Genomic DNA, 23,517 nt, shown 5'->3' on the forward strand with positions numbered 1-23,517 from the left:
CTGCCGCCAGCGTTCAATCTGAGCCATGATCAAACTCTTCAGTTCAAACATCTTTGGGTTTTGAGAAAACCCTAAACTTGGCTCAGCAATCGTTGGTTACATCTTTGATTTCTCGCGGAGTAACTTGTGATGCTGATAATCTGTTGACTAGCAGTCTGATTCCACAAGCACCCACACGAATTGCTTGATTCAGTTGTTAAAGAGCGGTTGGTTAAGAGCTTTCGTCTCAACCGAGGCGCGCATCTTACAGCGCATCATTTCAAATTGCAACCTTAAAAGTTTCTGATTTTTCAACAAAATCAACTACTTAAGCCAAGAACAACATCAAGCTGCTCGTTAGCGGGAGGCGAATAGTACAGTATTAAAAAGCGTGGTCAACCCCCCTGCCTGAAAATTCTTTCCCCTGCCAAAGCGCCTGGGCCGCCACCATGAAAACCCCTAGCATCTACATAAAGCATCGAGGCAGCCTATGCGCGGGGAGACCTTTTCGAAGAGCGTCGGGTCATGATGGAGCATTGGGGCAGGTATTTGAGTGAAAAATCAGAATTAGCTTAAGCCCATGCTCGCAGCGCAGACTTGGGTATTCTGCTGCGCCGATCATCATGCAGCTACTATTCGAGCTGTTTCCCAAGCAAAGTGCTCTCCCCCACAACACACGCCTAGCCACCGGAAACCATGGGTGTGATGGAGTACTCTTTCTCCACCTGCCCAACCGCCGCCGCTGCCCCAGCATTAACCATCGCCGGCCGTACCCACACAGTCTTCTCCTCCAACCTTCGAACATGCCCACGCCGCAGATGCGCGCGCGGCGAAGCATGCTGTCCACCGCCACTTGAAGTGCCGGTTGCACGTGGAGCGCTGATCTGAAGTACGCGATAGCTGAAGAACGGCGGCTTTCCTTTTCCCTGGCGCTTGCGATTGATCAACTTCGGTGCGGCGATCTCTGCTGTGGTGACATTGGCGCAGTTGAGCACCACGCCTGTCTGCAACAGCATTGATACTTCATCACGGGTATCGGACAGGACTCTCGCGGCCACCTCTGCTCCGCAAGAGTGTTCCAGCGCTTCTGCTGCAATCTCCGGCAACAGCAGGAACGGCGATACGCGAAACTGGCGCAGTTTGCTTAGCGGCAACCCGGCGGCGATGTAGGGTTCGGTCAATAGCTGATTGGTCAGGCCGGCCTCGCCAGGGGAGTAGTCACTGACTTCGTTGTCATGGGGCACAAAGGCGCCGCCCATGGGCAGCTTCCAAAGCCCGGTACGATCCTCCCAGTACAGCGGGATAACGATCACCCCGCCGTGCTCTTCCTGTAGGAAGCCCCGGGTATCCGGCAACCAATTGGCGACTTCCGGGGACATGGTCAAGCACAGGGCGATACGCTTGGATGAGCGGATGCCACCGTGCTTGTTACCACCGGCTCCGTCCGGCCAGACCCAGGGGGCTTCAAGGGCTACCACTGGATACGGCAGGCGAGCCATATCGACATGCGCCTGGCGCAGCTCGCTCATGTCGACCAACTCGGCACAGTTGGGTAGCAGGAACTTCACGCTGTCATGCAGTTGCTTCGCTACAAACGTGTGGGCCATACGAATACCGGGAAGGTTCTGGCTCAGCAAAGGCAGGCACACTTCCAATTGCTCCAGGGCCTGAGTCGAATAGTTCAAGCTGCGGACTCGATCGGTCTTATCCATCATGCGGAACTCCTTACCGTTGCGTGACGCTGTCAGTAGCTTTTTTTCTGCCGCGCTCTTCCAGCAACGTCCTCGGCAACACAAATCCCTCAAAACTGCGCTGGGTAATCGGGTTGTTAGCCTTCTCCGCCCCAATCCGATAACGCATCAGTCCCTCGGCGACAGAAAAGGTCAGGTCCACGCTGGTGTCGGTTCTTCCATTGAGGTGCCCGCGACTGAGCAGGCGGAACAACGACCACGGCCCGCGATAGCTCAGGCTGGCGGTGTTGCCGGTGCTGTGCACCAGGGTCAGTTGGCTGCCATTGGTGTTGCCCAGGCTGTTGGGCCACACCAGCCCGGTGCGTTGCGGCGCGCCGTGTTGGTAAGGGATGAGTTGGCCATCAACGCTGAGCATGCTGCTCAGGCGGGTGGCGCTCAGGGCCAGGGGTTCGATGGTGAGTTGCACGGCCAGGTGGCCGCGATGGTTGAAGAAGGTGTCGCGGATGCGCTCGACCTTTTTCAGCTGTTCCAGCACGTCACTGCGCACCAGGTAGCCGCCGAGGCTGTCGGAGTACAGCACATCGAGGTTGTCCTTGAGGAACACGTTCAGGTACTGATCGTGGAATTGCTGCAGGCGCCCTTGTGGACCAAAGAACGCCTCAAAGTCCTCCAGCGAGGCGTCCTCGCCGCTGGCCTTGAACGGGTAACGGCCCGCCAGGCGGTCGCGGTAGAAGCTATAGATCTCACTGTCCCAGCGTTTCTCCAGCTCGCGCAGGGCGGCAATCACCAGCACCTGCGAGGTCTGGTCGGCGAGCTTTTTGACCTGTTGGTTCAGCGGTTCGGGCAGACCCACGGCGACGCGTTGCAGGTTGGCGATCGGGTCGGCACCGCCCAGGGAGAAGCGATTGAGCACGGTTTTAAGGGCGGCTTTACCGGGGTCGGGATTGTCGTGCACGGCCTTGGCATAGTCGTAGACGGCGCTGACTGAGCGCAGGGTTTCTTCGTAATAGGACGGCTGTTCGCCTTGCGCGGTGATCAGTTCGGCCAGGCTGGAGAACGCGCGCCGAATACCAGCGGCCTGCTGTTGGCCGTCCGATACCTTGTCCAGCGCCAGCGGTGCTTGTCCTTCGGCCAAAGGCACGGCCGGGTAAATCACGCTGTTGTCGCGCAAGGTTTCCAGTAGGCGCCGCAGCGGTGCGGCCGGGCCGGTGACTTGTTCCAACACGGCCACACCGTGGCTGAGGTCGCCGAAATCGGTGACCGCGAACTGATTCAGTGCCCGCCGCCAGCTGTCCACATAGTCGGCGCTGTACAGGGCGCGAATGCGCTGGGTCAGAATTTTGCGGTCTTCATCGGAGTAGTCCAGGCGCTGCCGTTCGCCGAGCACCCATTGGTCGATCATGGCCAGTTCGATGATGCCGTCGGTGCCGGGCTCGAAGTAGTCCTTGAAGCCCTTGGCGGTAAGCAGCGGTGGCAACTGCAGGCCGCTGCCCTCTTGATCGGTGTTCAGCGGGCGGTAAACGATATCGAACGCTGGGCCGACCTCATTGCGCAGGTCCAGCGGGCGATGCAAGCGCTCCAGAGCGTCCTGTTTCAGGCTCATGTAGACCCGTTCGGCCATGGGCAACTGGCGCAATTGCTGTTGCACCTGGGCAATGCGTTCACGGTAATGCGGCAGGTCGGCGTCGGCGTATTTCAGTGCGTAGCCCAGGTGGCCCATCAGATCGACCTGCAATTGACCCTGGCCTGGATAGGCGCGCTGCCACTGCTTGGCGACCCACTCTTCGACAATGGCCGGGCGGCGGTTTTGCCGCTCTTCAAGCATGCGGTAGACGCGCAAGGCTGCCAGTTGCTGATTGCTGCCCGCAGGCGCGGTATTGATCGCATCCAGCACACCGCTGGCAATCGCCGGCAGGAAGCGCTTGGACAGCAGATTCAGGTACGCCTTATCCACGGTGGGGCCGATCGCCCTCCCCTGATACAGCCCCATATCCGACAACAACGGCCACGCTTGGCGATAGTCGCCGTAGACCAGCACTGCATCGCGAATCTGGTCCAGCGGCACCAGCAAGTTGCGGCCGGTGGTGTCGACCTTGGCGTCGATGTCCCGCTCACTGAACTCCTGGCTCTTGGCCAATACGGTGGCCGCTTTGTCGCGGTTGATGTTGAAGTAAAACTGCCAGGTGCCGATGGTCACTAAACACCCGAGGGACGCGACGCTGAACCCTGCGATCAGCAGCCGCCGTTTGCTGCGGGCCACCTTGATGTTGTCGCCCGCCAGCCCCGCTTCGGGGTAAATCACTCGCTGGAACAGTTGCTGGGCAAAGTAAATCGCCGTGCCCCCGGCCGGTTTGACCTCGAGTGGCGGTGGCGGCAGTTGATAGGCTTGCCCCGCTTCTTTGACGAAAGCGTTGCTCAGGGTGCCCTTCTGAAGCACCGAGGAGAAATACAGCCCGCGCACCAACGCCGGGGTGGTGAAACGATCGCTGCCAAGCATTTCGCTCAAGAAGCCAAACAGCGCCGGGCGCAGGCCCGCCACCTGGTGCGCCAGCGCCTGCAAGCGATCGCGCTCAAACAATGTGCACGACTCCCTGACGCCGTCGAAAACTTGCTCGCTCAGGCAGACGACAAAGGCCTGGTATTGGCGTGTCAGTTCCGCCAGCCAAGCATCGAAATCATCCACCGCGTCCAGGCTGAAGGTGAAGCCCAACAGGTCTTCGCGCCCACTGCGCGACAAGCGGGCGAAGAACTCTTCGAAACCTTCCAGCAGGTCGAACTTGCTCAGCGTCACGTACACCGGCAGGCGCGTGCCCAATTGCCGCGTCAGCTCAAACAGCCGGGTGCGCAGCAGGTTGGCGTGGGCCTTGCGTTGTTCGGGACGTTGCGCCAACAAGGCCTGCACATCGATCACCAGCACCACGCCGTTCAATGCCCGACGGCTGCGGTTGCGCGTCAGCCAGTCGAGCAGATGCGACCAAAGGCGCGCATGGGCGCCAGTGGGCAGCACCGGTTTGACCTTGCCCTCCGCGCCCGACTGCTCCTCATCACTGGCCGTCGACTCCGGGTGGCTGAGAAATTCCCCCGGAGGATCGATCAACACCGCCTCGTCACCGATCCACCAATCCACCGGATAGGCCAGTTGCTCTTCCTGGTGCACCCTGACCCCGGCCTTGGTCACATGGGATAAAGCAAAGCTCTGGTTGGAGCGCGTGATCAGGCTGGTCTTGCCCGCGTTCTCCTCGCCCATCACCAGGTACCACGGCAGTTGATAGAGCGAACGGCGGCGCTCCATATTGTTCAGCAGGTTGCCCAGGCTGCGATCCAGAGCCCGCTCCTGCGCTTCGACATAAGGCAGGCAGGGGTCGGCTTGTAGGGCAACCTCATGTTGGCGTTCGACCTGCAAACGCTGGTAACGCTCCCGCACACGCCACGCCCAGACCAGCAGCGGCGCTACGATCACCACCACACTGGCCGAGACCCGCATCGCCAAGTCGGCCAGCGGCTGGTGCTCACGCCAGGTCCACTGTGGCCCCAGCCACCAGATGGCGATCAGCAAGAACACCACGCCCAGCAGCACCAGTACGGGTAGCGCCTGATTGAACTGGCGCAGCAGCGGCAGGCCCCAGCGTTTGAGGTAACTCCAGACCGTTTTCATGAATCGCTCCTAGCGTATTTATAGAATTCGTTGCCTACAGACGGCATGAACGTGTTCCTTTTTGCTCCCGCTAACGCCACGCCCATGGTCATGGCTTACGCTTTTCAAAGCTGGCGATGAACTCATCGAGGATGCGTTTGTTTTCGGCAGCCTCCTCGGTCGTTGGGCCACGGTCGTTCGCCCAAGGGTCCGGCTTGGGCGCGACTGAGTTGGGGCGCATGCGCACGGACTTGAGGATCGCGTCCCACACGGCCATGGCTTCGTAATCGGTGAGGGAGGGGTTGACGGGGTCTGGTGAAGCGGGTTGTTGCCAGAGCGGCAGTTCGTAGCCTTTGTTGGCGAATTGGGGGAGGGTCCAGCGAACTAAGTCCTTGGGTTTGTCAGGATTGATTGGAGTTCTTTTTATCCCACCCGCCGACATACGAAAATTCATGCTTGGACGATTCAGGGCGGGATTTTCACGATAGATTTCGGCCCCGAAGAGGATTTGACGGTGAGTGTCGTCGCTGAAGCCGATCAGGGATTCTTCCGCCGGCATTCCCGCGAGGGTGATCTTCTTCGTACGCAGGTTTTCATAGTCACCCGCGAGGAAAACCCTTGCGCCCTCCTCGGTCCGGGTCTTTATGCTTTTCGTTTGGCTAGGCGATAACGCATTGACATAAACCTCCAGCGACACATCCGAAGCAGGAGGCCGAAAATTGAATGTCGCGATCTCCTGATCGTGGTGGCTGCGGATCACAATCGGCCCAAGCGCAAACCCCGCGCCGGCATTTTCGGGGGTGACTTTGAAGATTTCCTTCGACAGCTTTAAGAGGCGCCTTTCAACAGGGGCGGTATTGCCGTTGTAGGACTCGGCACGGAGCATGACGTAGGCATCATCGACCAATAGGTGGAGTTCGTGCACGAAGGTGTCTGGGACTTCGGTGCTCTCAAAATACTGCAGGAATATCTTCTGTGGGGTTTCACGCCTTGCTGAAACCAACATCGACACATCGGAGTGATTGTAGTTTTTTACGGCCGCAATCCGACACGCCCGCTCATTCAAGGCCGCATCAAATCGCTCCCGCGTCACGCCCTCCCCCAACACCCGCACTTCAACGGATGAATGATCGGCACCCAGCCCGTAATACAGCTTCACATCCCCACCGCCACTCCAGTTGGCCGGCAGATCGATCAGGCCACGGCCCAGCGCCCAGGTGCGCATGTTGCTGGTCAGTTCGTGCACGGTTTGTTTCTCCTGTTCGGTGGGCTGTTTGAAGGCGGTGCACCCGGCGACCGCCCCCAACAGCAGGCCTGTAAAAAAAGCGGTCAACCTGCGCATAGCGGCCTCTTGGCTTTCGCTGCGATTTTGATGAGGGAGTAAAGAGTGAATTGCTGGGTTAACGGATTGGCGTACGACGCTTCATGATCGAAGCCGGGCGCCTGGACTTGCTGGCGGATCGAATCCTTGCGTGCCTGCCTGATCGGCGCACGACCAGAACTCACCGGAACGGTGCCGTCGCCCGCGCCGTCCTGCATGCGGCAGTGCAGCTCCCAATAGCTGGTCTGCACGGTTCTGACCGGCGCGTCGGGATCACCGCGCAGGGGTGGCACGGCCTCGGCTTGCCCGCCGACGTACAACGGGCTGCGTCCGTCGTCGCGCACCTCATGCATCTGCAGGCTGGACACCGTAAAGGCATCGGGGCTTGAGGCATGGGGGCCATTGAGACGAGACCCGCGTCGCATTTCCCAGGTGATGGATTCGAAGCTCGGGTGTTTGTCGTCGTTGCCGTAGTAAACATAGGTTTGAGGGTGGTATGACCCAGCAATGTGTTGATGGAAGCTGTTGGCTTTCTTTATGTTTGTCGCAAATGTCTCCCACGTGATCGGATCCCCATCCTTCGGCGCCAACCACTCTTCGCGCAGCAATCCCCACCAACGGTCGCGTCGCAGATAAATCTCTTCGTAGGGGTCTTTTTCCGGCTGGCGCGGCATGGCCGGCCCGCCTCGCTCGTCGATCAGCCGCAGCCAACCCGGGGCGTAATCCTGGGTGGGCAGCAATTGCAAGGCACCGGGCGCCTGCGCAAACACAGCGGTGACCTCCTGGCCGGTCGGGCCAATCACCGCACCGGCAATGGGGTCTTCGTCGCTCATGCCGACTTTGCAGCGGCGGTAAGCGACCGGCGCGCCGATGGCAGGCATCACCCCATGGACCACACCGGCGATTTTGTCGGCCATGCCCGGCAGTTGCGCGCATCGCCTCGCCACCAGCCCACCCATGGAATGCGTCACCAGAATCACCTGCTGGCAATTGCGACCGTACTGGTGCATCAGCTCGTCGATGCGCTTGGCCAGCCTGGACGCGGCCTGTTCGTTGGAGTCCAGCCAGTTGTAACCACAGGCATGCACCGGCATGCGGTAGCCGCCACGCGCCACCAGCTCGTCCGAAAGTATCGACGGCAACTGGCTGGCGAGGTTGGCGCCCAATCCCGGCATGGCGATGGGAATTTCAGGTTTTAACCGGGTGATGTGCGTAGGCCCAGGCTCGACGGCCACGGTGTGCAAGTGCTCCGGCCGGATGTCGAATTGCGGCCATTGGTGAGGCAGGAATTGGCTGTTCAGGGTGTCTTCCAGCCAAAGCAGAAAAGCGTGATAGCTGGTTTCGCTGACTTCGCCCCAGCCACGTTCTCGATAGCGTTTGGACAAGGCCAAGGCTGCCTTTTTCTTGTCTGGCTCTGGCTGGGTAATGACCGTACCTACGGCGCGTTTAGGCACCGCTCCTTCTCTATCAACTTCCGCACGAACCGGATGCAGAATTTTTTGACGTTCGCCTGGTGTTTTAAATATCCAGTTTTTCGCCAACCACATGTTCTTTCCCATGAACCCCGCATCCAACCGCCAGATGGGTACCCCCTCTTCTCCCTGCTCTTCGCTCTCCTGCTCAGCAGGCTTACTCTCCAAATTCGACCCCATGATCCCCGGCACAAAAATCACCGGCAGCACCCCATCCGGCGGCAATATGCAGTGCACCGGGTCGGTGATATGGCTGGGCGTGAGGGTCCAGGTGTGCACCGGGTTACCGCGCGCGTTGTAGGTCATGGGCGCAATACGCGGCGCCGTCGGGTTATCGGTCATGCGGGGTCTCCGTGTTCAAGCCATTCCAGTACAAGCCCTTCCAGCGTCATGCCCTGTTGCAGGGTGACGAAGCCTTCGCCATCGCTGCGCCCTTCGAACCGTGCGCCGTCTTTGCGGACCAAGGCGTAGGCGCGGTTGCGGATGGGTTGGCGATGAATGCGGCTACAAAAAGATCGGCAGGCGCTGATCATTGATCTTTATCCCCGGGTGACGGTTTGCGCTTTTCAAAGCTGGCGATGAACTCATCGAGGATGCGTTTGTTTTCGGCCGCCTCCTCGGCCGTTGGGCCACGGTCGTTCGCCCAAGGGTCCGGCTTGGGCGCGACTGAATTGGGGCGCATGCGCACGGACTTGAGGATCGCGTCCCACACGGCCATGGCTTCGTAATCGGTGAGGGAGGGGTTGACGGGGTCTGGTGAAGCAGGTTGTTGCCAGAGCGGCAGTTCGTAGCCTTTGTTGGCGAATTCGGGCAGGGTCCAACGAACTAAGTCCTTGGGTTTGTCAGGATTGATCGGAGTTCTTTTTATCCCACCCGCCGACAGGCGGAAGTTCATGCTTGGACGATTCAGGGCGGGGTTTTCACGATAGGTCTCGGCCCCGAAGAGGATTTGACGGTGGGTGTCGTCGCTGAAGCCGATCAGGGATTCTTCCGCCGGCATTCCCGCGAGGGTGATCTTCTTCGTACGCAGGTTTTCATAGTCACCCGCGAGGAAAACCCTTGCGCCCTCCTCGGTCCGGGTCTTTATGCTTTTCGTTTGGCTAGGCGATAACGCATTGACATAAACCTCCAGCGACACATCCGAAGCAGGAGGCCGAAAATTGAATGTCGCGATCTCCTGATCGTGGTGGCTGCGGATCACAATCGGCCCAAGCGCAAACCCCGCGCCGGCATTTTCGGGGGTGACTTTGAAGATTTCCTTCGACAGCTTTAATAGTTGGGCTTGAACGGGATCCGTATCGCCGTCGTAGGATTGAGCTCTGAGCATGACGTAGACGTCATCGATCAGCAGATGAGACTCATGAACGAATGTTTGGCGGCGTGTTGCTTGCTTGTAGTACTGCAGCAACTTTTCCCTGGGTGAGGCCATTTTCGCCGACACCAGCATCGACACATCTGAATTCTTATAGTTCTTAACCGCCGAGATCCGACGCGCCCGCTCCTGCAAGGCCGCATCAAATCGCTCCTGCGTCACGCCCTCCCCCAAGATCAAGACCTCAACGCTTGAGTGATCAGCTCCCAATCCGTAGTACAGCTTCACATCCCCGCCACCCGTCCAGTTGGCCGGCAGATCGATCAGCCCACGGCCCAACGCCCAGGTGCGCATGTTGTTGGTCAGTTCGTGCACGGTTTGTTTCTCCTGTTCGGTGGGCTGTTTGAAGGCGGTGCACCCCGTGAGCAACGCAAGCGTCAAGCATGTGAAAAACACGCGCCGCCTGCGCAGATGAGACTGGGGGGTGCTCATCATTGATCTTTGTCCCCTGGAAACGGTTTGCGCTTTTCAAAGCTGGCGATGAACTCATCGAGGATGCGTTTGTTTTCGGCAGCCTCCTCGGCCGTTGGGCCACGGTCGTTCGCCCAAGGGTCCGGCTTAGGCGCGACTGAGTTGGGGCGCATGCGCACGGACTTGAGGATCGCATCCCACACGGCCATGGCTTCGTAATCGGAGAGGGAGGGGTTGACGGGGTCTGGTGAAGCAGGTTGCTGCCAGAGCGGCAGGTCGTAGCCATTGTTGGCGAATTCGGGCAACGTCCAGCGCACCAGATCCTCTGGCTCATCAGGATCAATCGGGTCTGCTTTCATGCCTCCCGCCGACATGCGGAAGTTCATGCTTGGACGATTCAGGGCGGGGTTTTCACGATAGATTTCGGCCCCGAAGAGGATTTGACGGTGAGTGTCGTCGCTGAAGCCGATCAGGGATTCTTCCGCCGGCATTCCCGCGAGGGTGATCTTCTTCGTGCGCAGGTTTTCATAGTCACCCGCGAGGAAAACCCGTGCGCCTTCCTCGGTCCGCGTCTTTATGCTTTTCGTTTGGCTAGGCGATAGCGCGTTGACATAAACCTCCAGCGTGACATCAGAAGCAGGCGGACTGAACTCGAAGCTGGCGATCTCCTGATCGTGATGACTGCGGATCACAATCGGCCCAAGCGCAAACCCCGCGCCGGCATTTTCGGGGGTGACTTTGAAGATTTCCTTCGACAGCTTGAGCAGGCGGTTTTGTACAGGTTGGGTATTCCCATCAAATGAGTCCGCGCGAAGCATGACGTAGACATCACCAATCAGCAGATGGGACTCATGCACGAACCAGTCAGCAATCTCAACGCTCTCGTAGTACTGCAATAATTTATGTTGTGCCGTTTCAATTTTCGCCGAAACCAACATCGACACATCGGAGTGATTGTAGTTTTTTACGGCCGCAATCCGACGCGCCCGCTCATTCAAGGCCGCATCAAATCGCTCCTGCGTCACGCCCTCCCCCAACACCCGCACTTCAACGGATGAATGATCGGCCCCCAGCCCGTAATACAGCTTCACATCCCCGCCACCCGTCCAGTTGGCCGGCAGATCGATCAGGCCTCGGCCCAGGGCCCAGGTGCGCATGTTGTTGGTCAGTTCGTGCACGGTTTGTTTCTCCTGTTCACTGGGCTGTTTGAAGGCGGTGCACCCGGCGACCGCCCCCAACAGCAGGCCTGTCAAAAAAGCGGTCAACCTGCGCATAGCGGCCTCTTGGCTTTCGCTGCGATTTTGATAAGGGAATAGAGGGTGAATTGCTGGGTTAACGGATTGGCGTAGGACGCCTCATGATCGAAGCCGGGTGCCTGGACTTGCTGGCGGATCGAATCCTTGCGTGCCTGCCTGATCGGCGCACGGCCAGAACTCACCGGAACGGTGCCGTCGCCCGTGCCGTCCTGCATGCGGCAGTGCAATTCCCAATAGCTGGTCTGCACGGTTCTGACCGGCGCGTCGGGATCACCGCGCAGGGGTGGCACGGCCTCGGCTTGCCCGCCGACGTACAACGGGCTGCGTCCGTCGTCGCGCACTTCATGCATCTGCAGGCTGGACACCGTGAAGGCATCGGGGCTTGAGGCATGGGGGCCATTGAGGCGAGAGCCGCGGCGCATTTCCCAGGTGATGGATTCGAAGCTGGGGTGTTTGTCGTCGTTGCCGTAGTAAACATAGGTTTGCGGGTGGTATGACCCAGCAATGTGTTGATGGAAGCTGTTGGCTTTCTTTATGTTTGTCGCAAATGTCTCCCACGTGATCGGATCCCCATCCTTCGGCGCCAACCACTCTTCGCGCAGCAATCCCCACCAACGGTCGCGCCGCAGATAAATCTCTTCGTATGGGTCTTTTTCCGGCTGGCGCGGCATGGCCGGCCCGCCTCGCTCGTCGATCAGCCGCAGCCAACCCGGGGCGTAATCCTGGGTGGGCAGCAATTGCAAGGCTCCGGGCGCCTGCGCAAAGACAGCGGTGACCTCCTGGCCGGTCGGGCCAATCACCGCACCGGCAATGGGATCTTCGTCGCTCATGCCGACTTTGCAGCGGCGGTAAGCGACCGGCGCGCCGATGGCAGGCATCACGCCATGGACCACACCGGCGATTTTGTCGGCCATGCCCGGCAGTTGCGCGCATCGCCTCGCCACCAGCCCACCCATGGAATGCGTCACCAGAATCACCTGCTGGCAATTGCGACCGTACTGGTGCATCAGCTCGTCGATGCGCTTGGCCAGCCTGGACGCGGCCTGTTCGTTGGAGTCCAGCCAGTTGTAACCACAGGCATGCACCGGCATGCGGTAGCCGCCACGCGCTATCAGCTCGTCCGAAAGTATCGACGGCAACTGGCTGGCGAGGTTGGTGCCCAATCCCGGCATGGCGATGGGGATTTCAGGTTTTAACCGGGTGATGTGCGTAGGCCCAGGCTCGACGGCGACGGTGTGCAAGTGCTCCGGCCGGATGTCGAATTGTGGCCATTGGTGAGGCAGGAATTGGCTGTTCAGGGTGTCTTCCAGCCAAAGCAGAAAAGCGTGATAGCTGGTTTCGCTGACTTCGCCCCAGCCGCGCTCTCGATAGCGTTTGGTCAAGGCCAAGGCTGCCTTTTTCTTGTCTGGCTCTGGCTGGGTAATGACCGTACCTACGGCGCGTTTAGGCACGGCTCCTTCTTTGTCAATTTCCGCACGAACCGGATGCAGAATTTTTTGTCGTTCGCCTGGCGTTTTAAATATCCAGTTTTTCGCCAACCACATGTTCTTTCCCATAAATCCCGCATCCAACCGCCAGATGGGCCCCGCCTTTTTCTTTTTCTTCCCTTTCTCCGGCTTACTCTTCAAATTCGACCCCATGATCCCCGGCACAAAAATCACCGGTAATATCCCGTCCGGCGGCAATATGCAGTGCACCGGGTCGGTGATATGGCTGGGCGTGAGGGTCCAGGTGTGCACCGGGTTACCGCGCGCGTTGTAGGTCATGGGCGCAATACGCGGCGCCGTCGGGTTATCGGTCATGCGGGGTCTCCTTTTTCAAGCCATTCCAGTACAAGCCCTTCCAGCGTCATGCCCTGTTGCAGGGTGACGAAGCCTTCGCCATCGCTGCGCCCTTCGAACCGTGCGCCGTCTTTGCGGACCAAGGCGTAGGCGCGGTTGCGGATGGGTTGGCGATGAATGCGGCTACAAAAAGATCGGCAGGCGCTGATCATTGATCTTTATCCCCGGGTGACGGTTTGCGCTTTTCAAAACTGGCGATGAACTCATCGAGGATGCGTTTGTTTTCGGCAGCCTCCTCGGCCGTTGGGCCACGGTCGTTCGCCCAAGGGTCCGGCTTGGGCGCGACTGCGCCGTAGCGGATGCGCACGGACTTGAGGATTGCATCCCACACGGCCATGGCTTCGTAGTCGGTGAGGGACGGATTGACGGGGTCTGGTGAAGCAGGTTGTTGCCAGAGCGGCAGGTCGTAACCTTTGTTGGCGAATTGGGGCAGGGTCCAGCGGACGAGGTCTTCGGGCTCATCGGGATCATCTGGCTCTCCTTTCATGCCGCCTGCCGACAAGCGGATGCTCATACCAGGCCGAGCCAGCGAGGGATTGTCCCGGTAGTTTTCGCTCACGAAGAGTATTTGACGGTGAGTGTCATCGCTGAAGCCGATCAGGGACTCTTCGGCTTGCATGCCGGCCAACATGATTTTTCCAGCGCGCAGATTTTCGTAATCGCCGGCGAGAAATATTTGCGTGTCTTTTTGGGTGCGGACGTGCAAGCGTTCTTTGTTATCAGGTGAGAGCGCGTTGATGTAGATGTTCAGCGATACGTCAGAAGCAGGCGGGCTAAAATCGAAGCTGGCGATTTCCTGATCGTGATGACTTCGGATTACGATAGGCCCCAACGCAAAGCCTGCACCTGCACTCTCCGGTGCAACCTTGAATATTTCCTTGGAGAGTTTTAGCAGACGGTTTTCGACGGGCTGGGTCTTTCCATTGAATGAGTCGGCGCGGAGCATGACGTAGACATCATCAATCAACAGGTGAGCCTCATGAACGAACCAGTCCGGAAGCTCAGTGCTCTCGTAGTACTGTAGTAATTTACTCTGCCCATCTGCTTTTTTTACCGACACTAACATCGGGGCATTTCCCTGCTTATAATTTTTGACCGCTGCAATTCGACGGGTCCGCTCATTCAAAGCGGCATCAAAGCGCTCCTGCGTCACGCCTTCGCCCAATACACGCACCTCGACGGAGGAATGATCGGCGCCCAGACCGTAATAGAGCTTTACATCCCCGCCTCCATTCCAATTCGCAGGCAAATCAATCAAGCCTCGGCCCAGCGACCAGATGCGCATGTCGGTAGTCATTTCGCTCACGTTGTGTTTCTCCTGTTCGCTGGGTTGTTGGAAAGCTGTACAGCCGGAGAGGGAGCCCAGCACCAGGCATGCAAAAAAAACAGTCAGCTGACGCATAGGGGTCTCTTGGCTTTCGCTGCAATTTTGATGAGTGAATAGAGGGTGAATTGCTGGGTTAACGGGTTGGCATAGGACGCCTCATGATCAAAGCCGGGCGCCTTGATTTGCTGGCGAACGCCACCGTTGCGCGCCTGTTTTATCGGCGCGCTGCCCGAACTGACCGGTACGGTGCCGTCGCCGGAGCCGTCCTGCATTTTGCAATGCAGCTCCCAATAGCTGGTCTGCACGGTTTTGACGGGCGCATCGGGATCGCCACGCATGGGCGGTATGGGTTGCTCATGGCCGCCGACATACACAGGGCTGCGGCCGTCATCCCTGACCTGATGCATCTGCAGATTGGAAACCGTCAAGCTGTCGGGGCGTGACCCGTGGGGACCATTGACGTTGGCCCCACGGGTCATTTTCCAGGTGATGGACTCGAAGCTGGGGTGCTTGTCGTCGCTGCCGTAGTAGACGTAGGTTTGAGGGTGATAGGAGGCATTGATATCTTTATGAAAGGATTTTGCTTTCATAATGTTGCCTGCAAATATCTCCCATGTGATCGGATCCCCATCCTTCGGCGCCAACCATTCTTCGCGCAGCAATCCCCACCAACGGTCACGGCGCAGATAAATCTCTTCGTAAGGGTCCTTTTCCGGCTGGCGTGGCATGGCCGGCCCGCCTCGCTCGTCGATCAGCCGCAGCCAACCCGGGGCGTAATCCTGGGTGGGCAGCAATTGCAAGGCACCGGGTGCCTGCGCAAACACCGCCGTAACTTCCTGGCCGGTCGGGCCAATCACCGCACCGGCAATGGGGTCTTCGTCGCTCATGCCCACCTTGCAGCGGCGATAGGCGACCGGCGCCCCCGTAGCAGGCATCACGCCATGCACCACTCCAGCGATTTTGTCGGCCATACCAGGCAATTGGGCGCATCGACGTGCGACCAATCCACCCATGGAATGCGTCACCAGAATCACCTGCTGGCAATTGCGGCCGTACTGGTGCATCAGCTCGTCAATGCGCTTGGCCAGTCTGGACGCGGCCTGTTCGTTGGAGTCCAGCCAGTTGTAACCACAGGCATGCACCGGCATGCGGTAGCCGCCACGCGCCACCAACTCGTCCGAAAGTATCGACGGCAACTGGCTGGCGAGGTTGGCGCCCAATCCCGGCATGGCGATGGGGATTTCAGGTTTTAACCGGGTGATGTGCGTAGGCCCTGGCTCGACGGCGACGGTGTGCAAATGCTCCGGCCGGATGTCGAATTGCGGCCATTGGTGGGGCAGGAACTGGCTGTTCAGGGTGTCTTCCAGCCAAAGCAGAAAAGCGTGATAACTGGTTTCGCTGACTTCGCCCCAGCCACGTTCTTCGTAGCGTTTGGTCAGGGCCAAGATTGTTTTTTTCTTGTCCCTCTCTGGCGGCACTAAAACCGTGCCGGCAGCACGTTTCGGCACAGCACCTTTGTTGTCGACCTCCACCCTGGCCGGATGCAACAGTTGCTGTCGTATGCCAGCCTTTTTGTTCATCCAGTTCAGGGCCAACCACATATTCTTACCCATGAACCCCGCATCCAACCGCCAGACGGGACCCGCCTTCTTATTTTTCTTCCCTTTCTCCGGCTTACTCTCCAAATTCGACCCCATGATCCCCGGCACAAAAATCACCGGCAGCACCCCATCCGGCGGCAATATGCAGTGCACCGGGTCGGTGATATGGCTGGGCGTCAGGGTCCAGGTGTGCACCGGGTTACCGCGCGCGTTGTAGGTCATGGGCGCAATACGCGGCGCCGTCGGGTTATCGGTCATGCGGGGTCTCCGTGTTCAAGCCATTCCAGTACAAGCCCTTCCAGCGTCATGCCCTGTTGCAGGGTGACGAAGCCTTCGCCATCGCTGCGCCCTTCGAACCGTGCGCCGTCTTTGCGGACCAAGGCGTAGGCGCGGTTGCGGATGGGTTGACCGTCCGGGAAAAAGGTTTGGAAGCGCTCGTTGAACGAGGTGCTGGGCCAGCTATTGAATTGCGTGGAGGCATGGCTTGGGTCGAGGAAGCGCTTGTTCGCGGCCTTCACCGTGAAATCGCCGGGCATGCCCAGTTCGATATTGCCGCCCTGCATCTTGATATAAGCCCCACCGCACAACAGGGTGATGTGCTTGTCCGCCGCCACCAGCACGTGTTGCTGGCTGGCGCTGATTTCCACGCTTTGATCCGCTTGCACATGGATGCTGTTGTGCTGGGCCTGCAACAGCAGCTGGCCGTTATGGGCGATATGGCGCATGTCGCCACCCTGGGCAAACAGTCCGAGTTCATCGCCTGCATTGATCACCACTTTCCTGCCGGCGGTGAGTTGCTGATTTTGTTGCGCCACGCTGTCGATGTGCTCGCCTGCACCCATGGCAATACTGCGGGACGTCGCGGCAGCGATGCCGGCAGGCCCACTTAACGCGATGATGGGTTGCGTGCCATTGCCGGAGCTATTGGCCTGATCATTGGCACCATGGCCCAACGCATTCACGGCATCAGTCAGGGACTGTTGCGGCTGCGAATCCTGGGCAATTCCTTGGGCATTTTCGGCAGATGCTCCCAGCTGTTTGGCCAATGTCAGGGCGGCTTGCAACACCTCGATCACCTGCTGGCGTTCCAGTTGACCCGCACCGGCCTTCAGTTGAGCTTCAGCGGTCAGCAATAAACCTTTTGCTGCGCGCAATGCGCCGTGACCATCCGTACGCAACTCAAAACCTTCCCCTCTAGGTTTACCGCCGCCATAGTGGCGTGGATGAGTGAGGTAACCCAGATGTAGCGCGCTATGTTCGTGATCACTCATTAGCGCCGCGCTGATTTGCGCAGTGGTGTCGTCAATGCGCAACTCGTTGGCTCGTGTACCCTTGAACTCGCGACTTTTGGTCGTCGCTACGGCGTTGAGCTTAGGCAGTTCATAGGGCGGCAGATTGGTCTCGCGGTAGGCGCGGCCCGTGGCGATCGGCTGGTCAGGGTCGCCATCCAGGAAGCTGATGATCAGTTCCTGATTGACCCGCGGCACGGCCATGGCGCCCCAGGTCGCACCGGCCCAGCCTTGGGCCACACGGATCCAGCACGAACTTTGATCGTTGTTCTTGTCCGAACGGTCCCACGGGAACTGCACCTTGACCCGGCCCCATTCATCGCAATAAATCTCTTCCCCTGGCGGGCCGACTACCGTTGCGATCTGCGGGCCGTCGATGCAGGGTTTGTCACGCAATGGGGCTTTCCAGTCCGAGGTCCAGCGAATGGCTGTGGCCTGCATCTCGTAGGACGTGCCGCTGCCGCTGCCGAACGCTTCTTCCTCCAGGCTGCTGTGTTGTTTGCCTGCGTGGGTGATGGCGATGGTGCGCCAGCGGTCGTTGAAGTCTTCGCGGGGATGGTCGTTCAGGTCGAAGGCCAACCCCGGTTGCAGGCGGGCATCATCGCCTTCCAAATGAGCCAGCTTGGCGTCGTTGCGCAGGGCGGCCAGGCGGGTCTTGGTAAAGGGCTTGCCGGCGATGTCGCGTTTGTAGCGGCCGGGATAGTCGAAGCGTTCGTAGTCCTTGTGCTGGTTGTTCAGGTCCTGATCGCCGGTGGCGGTGTGCTGCTGGTTGTAGTACGGATGGGTGAAGGTGTAGTCGCGCTGCACCTGGCGTGCGGTGCGCACTTGTTCGGTGTAGTGGAAGCGGGTCAACGCCGGTTCCATGGAATCGCCACCACCCATGGGCTGGTAGATCACCGGGCAATCGGTGTGGGTGCCAATGGTGCCGAGGCCACCGACGCGGTCGGTAAGGACGAGGGTGTGGCCGTCGGCGCGGTGTTCGAAGGTGTAGAGCAGGCCTTCTTCGGCGGCCAGGCGGGCGATGAAGTCGAGGTCGGTTTCGCCGGCCTGTACGCAGTACTCGCGGGGTTGGTGTTCGAAGCAGATTTCGCTGCGAATGTCGGTGAGCTTTTGCTCGGTGAGCACGCTGGTGATGATGTCGGGCACGGTCTGGCCCTGGAAAATCCGCCAGTTGGAACGCAGGTCGAAACGCGCCAGGGTCGGTTCGACCACGGCGGTGTAGCGGGTGCGACGAAAGCCGGTGTCGCCCTGGGTGAACAGGCTCACCAGGCCATGGACGTAACGCACCGGAGTCTCGCCACGCCAGAGGGTGAACAGCCCCGCCAGGTCGAGCACCCGATTGAAGTCGATGGCGGCGTTGTGGCTGGCCAGTTCCAGTTCGAGTTTGAACGGCCGGGACAGGCCCTCTTCAAGCGTGAATGAAACCACGTCGAAGGCGTCGCCCTTCAAAGGCTCGAAGGTGAAACGCAAGTCAATTTGGCGGGGCATCGCAGCTAGTCCTTACTGTCACTGATAACGGTTGCAACCTTCCGGTACAACTCCGGCTCCCACCCCTGCGCCGTGGTATCGCGCATCAACCGCGCAACGCTCGCGTACAGGTCATCCGCCAGCCACGACAGGCCACGCGAGGCCAGCAAGTCGGCGGCAATCACCGTGGCATAGCTGCGCTGGCGTGGGGCGTCATGGGTGGCGTGCAGTTCTTGCAGACGCAGCAACACCACTTCCACGCCTTCGGTATTGAGCTGCGCGGCCAGTTCGTCGCGCAGGCCGGCGTATTCCTGCACCGGGCTGCCGGTGGTTTGCGCCTGGTCGGCACCGCTGATCCAGGCCTGGGTTTGCGCATCCACGAACGGCGTGCCATCGCTGAAACACAACTCCAGTAGCGCCGGCAAACGGCAGACAAAACGCTCACAGGTCTGACGAATGGCTGCGGCCACTTCCTCCATCGCCAGGCGCGAGGCGACGTGGGCGGCCAGGTAACTGCCGCGCAGCCAATACGGCGAGGCGCAGACGCTTTTTTCGATACGCAGCAGCAGGTTCGGGTCAATGGCGTTGTGGTTCAGCGCGTCCTGGTAGCCGTCGACGATGTCCTTGGGCACGGCGGTCAATTCGGTGCGACGGTCGCGGGTGATGGGCGGCGCGGTGCGCAAATGCGACCACAGGCCGAAGCGTCGCAATTGGTAGCCGGTAGGGTCGTAAGGGTCTTGCTGGTTGATCTGCTCGGCCATGTTCAACACTGCGCGGCGTTGTTCGCGCTCATTGCTCGGCGCTTGCGGTTTGGGGCTGGAAAAAAAGGCTGAATCCAGAACGCTGCCGGAGGTGGCCGCACGAGTGGGCTCAATGGCGACGACTGGCTCGCTGTATTTATCCAACTGGCGTTGCAACGCATCCAGTGGCGCGGGGTCGAGCTTGGCGCTTTCGGCACAGCGTTGCAGATTTGCCAGGGCCAGTTCCGCCGCAGCTTGATAGGCCGGTTCAAAACTGCTGCGCTCCAGGGTCGGCAACACCTGCACCATGTCGCTCAACAGACGCTGTACCTGTTTGCGTTTGTTCAGGTAGCCGGTGGGGCCGGGCTTGGGGTAGGCACTGTCCCAATACAGTTCCACCATGCCGGCCAACAAGCCCAAGGCATCGGCCCAACGTGCCCATTGCCGGGTGCGCAGCCAAACCACATGCAGATGGGCGACGATGCGCCAGTGCTTGCACTGGATCGCCAGGTATTGACGGGAGGCTTCGTCGATATACGGCCAGTCGATATCGCTCTCGCGCAAGCCGCCGAGCTTGACCATTTCCTGGTCGATGGCCTGGTAGGTTTCGTCCTCCACATCGAAATGGCCGGCGGGTTGCTCGGGCTCGATGGGTGTCAGCAACAGCTTGACGGTGTCCGCCGGCACGTCGATTACCAGCGACATACTTGACGCTCCTGCTCGATCAGTTCGCCCAGGCCTTCGGCGTCAAACACCAGGCCGTGCAGCCTGGGATAGTCGCTCTCGAGTCGAAGGCGCTGGCCGCCGCCCAAGTTGCGCAATAGGGAAATAGCCTGTAGCCCGCGTCCGGCGTCGACCACCAGGCCGGCGTCGTCCAGCACCTGCCATTGATAGGCGTCGGAGACCGGGCGCTCATCCTTGAACAGCTGGATGCGAATTCTGTTGGGCTTGGCTGGCTCATCCAGCACCAGTTGCAAGCGGGAGATTTTCGATTCGCAACTGATGGCCAGGTAAGGCCGAGGCGGCAACGCGCCCAACGCCGGGGCGGAGATCACCAGCCGTTGCTGCTGCTCATTGTCCGGCTCAGGAAACGACGACAAAAGAAAACGCTGATCCTCGGGTGGACGCTTGGCTTCATTGCGCTGTACCAGATCGACAATCGGCAGTACCCGGCCAACGGCGCGTGGTGCCGCCGGTGCGTGATGGATGGGCGTACCAGCGGCCAAATCAAAACACTCCAGGCGCTTCAAGGGGGAGACGATGGAAGGGCAATCTTGTGTCGTCGCCTGCGCATCTATTACAGCCACCACCGTTAGACAAAGTCCCCATTTCCACCCTCGCCATCCGTCGCGCATCAACATCTCCTGATATGTCTCGTCAAAATCCAAACCGGACATTTTTCTTAAGTTTTCGAACTAACGATCTTTAACTTCGAGTTCAACTATTAACTTTAAGAGCATCCCCTGAGATCAACGGCAAGGCAAGCAAAAAACGAATATCACACCACTAAAACCGAATAGAGAGAGGCATCTATCAGATGTTTCTACAACTCACGTAGGAAAATATGAAAGTACTACTACTTCCTACACCAAAACCCTACGAATCGCGTCCACGTCGTCCTACATGACAAATCTTGCAATAGCCGGTTCTAATACGCCGACCTTACGAAAAGGATTATTCCCATGTCGAAAACTCAGGGTTCTGTCGCCCCCAAAGAACGCGTCAACATCAAGTACGTCCCGGCCACGGGCGACCAACAGGCTGAAGTTGAGCTACCTCTGAAGTTGTTAATCACCGGCGACTTCAAAGGCCACGGCGAACTAACCGCCCTGGAAGACCGGCAATCCGTTCGAATAGATAAAGACACGTTCAATGAAGTACTGACCAAAGCCGAAATTTCTCTGGTCATGGCGGTTCCGTCTGTTCTCAACAACGACCAAGACACCGACTTGAACGTGCAACTCCAATTCAAAAACATCAATGACTTCGGCCCCGACGCGCTCGCCCGCCAAGTACCGGAGTTGAACAAGTTGCTGGAACTGCGTGAAGCCTTAGTTGCGCTCAAAGGCCCTATGGGCAACGTCCCCGCCTTTCGCAAACACCTGCAGAACATGCTGACCGATGAAACCGCTCGCCAACGCCTGGCCAGCGAGTTGAACCTGGTGCTCGAAGCGCCAACAAATTGACTTGAACGCCCTTCTCAACGGAGTACTCCCCATGCCTATGGAAAGCGCCGTCGCCCAAGTATTGGTGGCTGACGAACCAACGTCGTTGCTCGACCAACTGCTGGCCAATACCACCATTCGCCCCTCCCAGGAAGGCTACGCAGTCGCCCGCCAAGGCGTGGCTGTGTTCATCAGCGAAATCCTGCAAAGCGGCGACCATCAGCAGCCGGTCAACAAGCACCGGGTCGACCAGATGATTGCCGAGATCGACCGTGCGTTGAGCAAGCAGATGGACGTGATCCTGCATCAGCCGCAGTTCCAGCAACTGGAGTCGGCGTGGCGTGGGCTGAAGCTGCTGGTGGATCGCACGGATTTTCGCGAGAACATCAAGCTGGAAATGCTGCATGTCACCAAAGAAGAGCTGCTGGACGACTTCGACAACGCCGGCGATATCACCCGCAGCGGCCTGTACAAGCACGCCTACACCTCCGGTTACGGCCAGTTCGGTGGCGAGCCGATCGCGGCGATGATTGGCAACTACACCTTCGGCCCGTCATCCCCGGACATGAAGCTGTTGAGCTACGTCGCCTCCGTGGGCGCCATGGCCCATGCCCCTTTCGTCATGGCGGCCGGTCCTGAGTTCTTCAACCTCAAGAGCTATCAGGACCTGCCGTCGGTCAAGGAAGTCAGCGACATTTTTGAAGGGCCCGGCCATACCAAATGGCGCAGCCTGCGTGAGATGGAAGACTCCAAATACATCGCCGCGACGCTGCCGCGCTTCCTGCTGCGTTCGCCATACGACGGTTTGGAGAACCCGATTCGCAGCTTCGGCTATAACGAAACCGTCGACGGTAACCACGACAATTACTTGTGGGGCAACACCGCGTTCCTGATGGCCTCGCGCATCACCGACAGCTTCGCCCGCTACCGCTGGTGCCCGAACATCATCGGCCCGCAGTCCGGCGGCGCGGTGGACGATTTGCCGGTGCACCTGTACGAATCCCTCGGCCAATTGCAGGCGAAGATTCCTACCGAAGTGCTGATTTCCGATCGCAAGGAATTCGAGCTGGCCGAAGCCGGTTTTATTCCCCTGACCATGCGCAAGGACAGCGACAACGCCGCGTTCTTCTCCGCCAATTCAATACAGAAACCGAAAAACTTCCCCAAGACCCGCGAAGGCCAGGAAGCCCAGACCAACTACAAGCTCGGCACCCAGTTGCCCTACCTGTTTATCGTCAATCGCCTGGCCCACTACATCAAGGTGCTGCAACGCGAGCAGATCGGCAGTTGGAAGGAACGCCAGGACCTGGAACGTGAGTTGAACACCTGGCTCAAACAGTACATCGCCGATCAGGAAAACCCGTCGTCCGATGTGCGCAGCCGTCGCCCCTTGCGCGCCGCGCAAATCGTCGTGCAGGACGTGGCGGGCGATCCAGGCTGGTACCAGGTGTCGTTGGCGGTGCGCCCGCACTTCAAGTACATGGGCGCCAACTTCGAGATCTCCCTGGTCGGTCGGCTGGACACCCAATAGGTGCGCGGCACCAGCCTGTTCGAGCGCCTGGAAGCCGACGCACCGCGCTACCGCCCCGGCAGTGCGGATGAACAAGCGCGCCAGCGTGTCGAGGCGATCAAACGCCACCTGGAACAGGTGCTCAACTCACGCCAGGGCTGCTCGCAAAGCAGCCCTGAACTGGGCCTGCGCGATTTCAATGGGGTTACCCAGGCCAGCAGTGATTTGGTGGTGGCCATCAGTGCCGATATCCGGCGCTCGGTGGAGGCGTTTGAACCGCGCATCAAGGTCACGGGCGTGCGTTATCAGCCCGACCCGGATTTGCCGCTGGAGCTGAACTTTCGCCTGGATTGCCAGGTGCAGGTCAACCACAAGGAAGAACAGGTGCAGATCGAGGTGGCCATGCATGGCCGCGACGGCTACACCCGGGTGAAATGAGGA

Annotated in this window: 17 protein-coding genes; 3 read left to right on the forward strand and 14 right to left on the reverse strand. The window is 59.3% G+C overall.

Annotated features, from left to right (window positions below):
• Positions 1 to 659: 659 nt before the first annotated feature.
• The 14 genes from KGA81_RS27790 to KGA81_RS27855 all read right to left on the reverse strand — a co-directional run bounded on the left by KGA81_RS27790 (position 660) and on the right by KGA81_RS27855 (position 20,627).
• Positions 660 to 1,694, reverse strand: a complete 1,035-nt coding sequence (locus KGA81_RS27790; protein WP_223550483.1) for a hypothetical protein — start codon at positions 1,692 to 1,694, stop codon at positions 660 to 662.
• A 10-nt stretch (positions 1,695 to 1,704) separates the two neighbouring features.
• Positions 1,705 to 5,325, reverse strand: coding sequence for a type VI secretion system membrane subunit TssM (tssM, locus tag KGA81_RS27795; RefSeq protein WP_223550484.1), 3,621 nt, complete (start codon positions 5,323 to 5,325; stop codon positions 1,705 to 1,707).
• 88 nt (positions 5,326 to 5,413) lie between these two features.
• On the reverse strand, positions 5,414 to 6,646 hold the full coding sequence (locus KGA81_RS27800; RefSeq protein ID WP_223550486.1) for a T6SS immunity protein Tli4 family protein: 1,233 nt from the start codon (positions 6,644 to 6,646) through the stop codon (positions 5,414 to 5,416).
• The gene (locus tag KGA81_RS27805) at positions 6,634 to 8,439 is read right to left on the reverse strand and encodes an esterase/lipase family protein (RefSeq protein ID WP_223550488.1); all 1,806 of its coding nucleotides are present in this window, start codon (positions 8,437 to 8,439) and stop codon (positions 6,634 to 6,636) included. The genes KGA81_RS27800 and KGA81_RS27805 overlap by 13 nt, the downstream gene beginning before the upstream one ends.
• The gene (locus KGA81_RS27810) at positions 8,436 to 8,630 is read right to left on the reverse strand and encodes a hypothetical protein (protein WP_223550490.1); all 195 of its coding nucleotides are present in this window, start codon (positions 8,628 to 8,630) and stop codon (positions 8,436 to 8,438) included. Before KGA81_RS27810 ends, KGA81_RS27805 begins: the two co-directional genes overlap by 4 nt.
• Positions 8,627 to 9,784, reverse strand: coding sequence for a T6SS immunity protein Tli4 family protein (locus tag KGA81_RS27815; RefSeq protein ID WP_223550492.1), 1,158 nt, complete (start codon positions 9,782 to 9,784; stop codon positions 8,627 to 8,629). Before KGA81_RS27815 ends, KGA81_RS27810 begins: the two co-directional genes overlap by 4 nt.
• 116 nt (positions 9,785 to 9,900) lie before the next feature.
• On the reverse strand, positions 9,901 to 11,154 hold the full coding sequence (locus KGA81_RS27820) for a T6SS immunity protein Tli4 family protein (protein ID WP_223550495.1): 1,254 nt from the start codon (positions 11,152 to 11,154) through the stop codon (positions 9,901 to 9,903).
• Positions 11,142 to 12,938, reverse strand: coding sequence for an esterase/lipase family protein (locus tag KGA81_RS27825; protein WP_223550496.1), 1,797 nt, complete (start codon positions 12,936 to 12,938; stop codon positions 11,142 to 11,144). Before KGA81_RS27825 ends, KGA81_RS27820 begins: the two co-directional genes overlap by 13 nt.
• Positions 12,935 to 13,129 carry a hypothetical protein gene (locus KGA81_RS27830; protein ID WP_223463500.1) on the reverse strand — a complete coding sequence of 65 codons (195 nt, stop codon included), beginning with the start codon at positions 13,127 to 13,129 and terminating at the stop codon, positions 12,935 to 12,937. The genes KGA81_RS27825 and KGA81_RS27830 overlap by 4 nt, the downstream gene beginning before the upstream one ends.
• On the reverse strand, positions 13,126 to 14,379 hold the full coding sequence (locus KGA81_RS27835; RefSeq protein ID WP_223550497.1) for a T6SS immunity protein Tli4 family protein: 1,254 nt from the start codon (positions 14,377 to 14,379) through the stop codon (positions 13,126 to 13,128). The genes KGA81_RS27830 and KGA81_RS27835 overlap by 4 nt, the downstream gene beginning before the upstream one ends.
• Positions 14,367 to 16,163, reverse strand: a complete 1,797-nt coding sequence (locus KGA81_RS27840) for an esterase/lipase family protein (protein ID WP_223550499.1) — start codon at positions 16,161 to 16,163, stop codon at positions 14,367 to 14,369. Before KGA81_RS27840 ends, KGA81_RS27835 begins: the two co-directional genes overlap by 13 nt.
• Positions 16,160 to 18,682: a type VI secretion system Vgr family protein gene (locus tag KGA81_RS27845; RefSeq protein ID WP_223550501.1), complete on the reverse strand. Its 2,523-nt coding sequence runs from the start codon at positions 18,680 to 18,682 to the stop codon at positions 16,160 to 16,162. The genes KGA81_RS27840 and KGA81_RS27845 overlap by 4 nt, the downstream gene beginning before the upstream one ends.
• A gap of 5 nt (positions 18,683 to 18,687) precedes the next feature.
• Positions 18,688 to 20,106, reverse strand: a complete 1,419-nt coding sequence (gene tssA, locus KGA81_RS27850; protein ID WP_223550503.1) for a type VI secretion system protein TssA — start codon at positions 20,104 to 20,106, stop codon at positions 18,688 to 18,690.
• Positions 20,094 to 20,627, reverse strand: a complete 534-nt coding sequence (locus KGA81_RS27855) for a type VI secretion protein (protein WP_263293483.1) — start codon at positions 20,625 to 20,627, stop codon at positions 20,094 to 20,096. The genes tssA and KGA81_RS27855 overlap by 13 nt, the downstream gene beginning before the upstream one ends.
• Before the next feature lie 456 nt (positions 20,628 to 21,083).
• On the opposite strand from KGA81_RS27855, the gene tssB reads away from it, so the two are divergent.
• Genes tssB through tssE form a run of 3 tightly spaced genes read left to right on the forward strand, consistent with a single transcriptional unit; the run spans position 21,084 to position 23,514 of the window.
• A complete protein-coding gene (gene tssB, locus KGA81_RS27860) occupies positions 21,084 to 21,587 on the forward strand; it encodes a type VI secretion system contractile sheath small subunit (RefSeq protein WP_223550507.1) in 504 nt (167 codons plus the stop codon).
• Positions 21,588 to 21,624: 37 nt separating this feature from the next.
• Positions 21,625 to 23,097, forward strand: coding sequence for a type VI secretion system contractile sheath large subunit (tssC, locus tag KGA81_RS27865; RefSeq protein WP_223550539.1), 1,473 nt, complete (start codon positions 21,625 to 21,627; stop codon positions 23,095 to 23,097).
• On the forward strand, positions 23,098 to 23,514 hold the full coding sequence (gene tssE, locus KGA81_RS27870; RefSeq protein WP_108216851.1) for a type VI secretion system baseplate subunit TssE: 417 nt from the start codon (positions 23,098 to 23,100) through the stop codon (positions 23,512 to 23,514).
• Positions 23,515 to 23,517 lie beyond the last annotated feature (3 nt).

Origin of the sequence: Pseudomonas sp. A-B-19, assembly GCF_019947515.1 — a bacterium.
GTDB lineage: Bacteria > Pseudomonadota > Gammaproteobacteria > Pseudomonadales > Pseudomonadaceae > Aquipseudomonas.

Bases quoted from the DNA above. Each gene is read 5' to 3' on its own strand.
- KGA81_RS27820 (WP_223550495.1), bottom strand. From the start codon at position 11,154: ATGCGCAGGTTGACCGCTTTTTTGACAGGCCTGCTGTTGGGGGCGGTC.
- KGA81_RS27840 (WP_223550499.1), bottom strand. From the start codon at position 16,163: ATGACCGATAACCCGACGGCGCCGCGTATTGCGCCCATGACCTACAAC.
- KGA81_RS27805 (WP_223550488.1), bottom strand. From the start codon at position 8,439: ATGACCGATAACCCGACGGCGCCGCGTATTGCGCCCATGACCTACAAC.
- KGA81_RS27830 (WP_223463500.1), bottom strand. From the start codon at position 13,129: ATGATCAGCGCCTGCCGATCTTTTTGTAGCCGCATTCATCGCCAACCC.
- KGA81_RS27790 (WP_223550483.1), bottom strand. From the start codon at position 1,694: ATGATGGATAAGACCGATCGAGTCCGCAGCTTGAACTATTCGACTCAG.
- tssB (WP_223550507.1), top strand. From the start codon at position 21,084: ATGTCGAAAACTCAGGGTTCTGTCGCCCCCAAAGAACGCGTCAACATC.
- tssM (WP_223550484.1), bottom strand. From the start codon at position 5,325: ATGAAAACGGTCTGGAGTTACCTCAAACGCTGGGGCCTGCCGCTGCTG.
- tssC (WP_223550539.1), top strand. From the start codon at position 21,625: ATGGAAAGCGCCGTCGCCCAAGTATTGGTGGCTGACGAACCAACGTCG.
- tssA (WP_223550503.1), bottom strand. From the start codon at position 20,106: ATGTCGCTGGTAATCGACGTGCCGGCGGACACCGTCAAGCTGTTGCTG.
- KGA81_RS27810 (WP_223550490.1), bottom strand. From the start codon at position 8,630: ATGATCAGCGCCTGCCGATCTTTTTGTAGCCGCATTCATCGCCAACCC.
- KGA81_RS27800 (WP_223550486.1), bottom strand. From the start codon at position 6,646: ATGCGCAGGTTGACCGCTTTTTTTACAGGCCTGCTGTTGGGGGCGGTC.
- KGA81_RS27835 (WP_223550497.1), bottom strand. From the start codon at position 14,379: ATGCGTCAGCTGACTGTTTTTTTTGCATGCCTGGTGCTGGGCTCCCTC.
- KGA81_RS27825 (WP_223550496.1), bottom strand. From the start codon at position 12,938: ATGACCGATAACCCGACGGCGCCGCGTATTGCGCCCATGACCTACAAC.
- KGA81_RS27845 (WP_223550501.1), bottom strand. From the start codon at position 18,682: ATGCCCCGCCAAATTGACTTGCGTTTCACCTTCGAGCCTTTGAAGGGC.